The sequence below is a fragment of the Nocardia heshunensis genome (assembly GCF_054782115.1).
In genome coordinates this window covers 1-1,558 of record NZ_BAAGTC010000018.1, presented here as the reverse complement: position 1 = coordinate 1,558, position 1,558 = coordinate 1, and the positions used below count along the sequence as shown (strand labels likewise).

The following is a 1,558-nucleotide window of genomic DNA, read 5'->3' as shown; positions in this document are numbered from 1 at the left end:
ATGTCGTTGAACAAACCATTACACGAAAAATTGACAGCTATCGAAAAACAATATGGTTATCGACCAGATGACTGGCCCGAACAAGAGTTAGTGGAGATACAGACATTAGCGGGTCGATTCAGTGAGTCAAGAGTATACACAAGTACTTGGGATAAGCAGTACTTGAAATCACTAATGGATCGGGGATTCTTTTTATCAACGATTGCCCACAAGATGAAGCGCAGTCGGGCATGGGTCACAATGCGCGTCATGGACGAAGTGGAGTGGACGATGACAGCAGCTGATCGAGCGGAACTGAAACAATATTCTAGTGATGGATGGTCGGCTAAGAAAATTAGCCGGAAAATGCAGCGTGATGTGCTATGGGTAAAGACAATGGAGGATGAACTATGAAAGTTAGAGACGAAAGTGCTTCACGGAAAGTGACTGCTTACAAGTGCGGGCAAGTGTTTGACACGGATGGGAATGTCTTTTGGGTCATAACCAACGGAACCGGATATTTGTTAATCGATGTGAAAGAAAACAAGGTGGTCGGTAAAGCTAACAACTTAGAAGACTTGTTCGACCAATGTCACGATAGTGCCGACTCGTTAATGAGTGCGGAGCTCTTAATCACGAATAATTTTAAGTCAACTGACTTTTAGGAGGAGAACATGAAAACTAGTGAGTTTAAGAAACGAGTGGAAGAAATGGGCTATAGCGGTTGGACTACAAGCACTAATGATTTGGTATTTGAGAGTGGCACTTTACCGGGTTCAGCAAGAGTTAGTCTCAATCGGGCCGGAACATACCATGCCATTGATTTGCCAAAGCGAGTAGTCAGTGTAGCGCAAGAGTTTGCTTGGACACCACTTGCAGAACGCGAAAAGCGGTGGAATGTGGTGATCGGAAATTTTGAAGATGAAAACGGGGATCTTAAATTATCAGTTTGGTGGAAGGGAGATCACGGTGAGTTTTGGATTTTTGACACAGTCGCTCTTGAAGACTTGTCAGAACCTGAAAATATTTTTACTGATACAGAGTTCGATAGTTTGGTTGCTTATATTAAGACACAGCCCAACGGCGACACCTACGCAAAAATTGCTGAGTTGGGTAAGCGGGAGGTGCGGTAATTTGTATGAATTAGAAATGAGTCAGCGATGGATTGAAGTTCCATTACCTGAAAATGGTAAAGCATTGATTCAATTTAGCCGTGTTGATTGTATTAAAGAAAATCGATTTGGCACGGTGTGGATTGAGTATAGTGGCAGAGTTTTAGAAGTTGCATGCTCTTACGACGACCTACGAACGAGGATGTTTAAGGAGGTGCAGTAATGCAGTACGAGCAAGTAGCACTAACTGAACCTAAAGTGATTGAGAGCACGCTAGGCATCGCGGACAACCACGATGGCACTTACACAGTGACAGCGGCCAAGCAATTTACACGGAAAAATGATCAGGTTCTTTCGATGAAGTTCACGAAGAATGGACTAGTAGTACTGACCGGTTACCTGAGAATGATTACGGAGACAGAATAATTAGCAGAAATTCTTATTTTATGTAGGAGGAAAAATCATGA

At 43.0% G+C, this 1,558-nt stretch carries 2 protein-coding genes; both read left to right on the top strand.

All coding sequences use genetic code 11. From position 1 onward, the window contains the following. Positions 1-393 (top strand): hypothetical protein (locus tag ACYVN4_RS36160; protein WP_125686015.1); only part of this gene is annotated, 393 nt, incomplete at its 5' end. A 260-nt stretch (positions 394-653) separates the two neighbouring features. Continuing rightward, a complete protein-coding gene (locus tag ACYVN4_RS36155) occupies positions 654-1,112 on the top strand; it encodes a hypothetical protein (RefSeq protein WP_125686011.1) in 459 nt (152 codons plus the stop codon). Positions 1,113-1,558 lie beyond the last annotated feature (446 nt).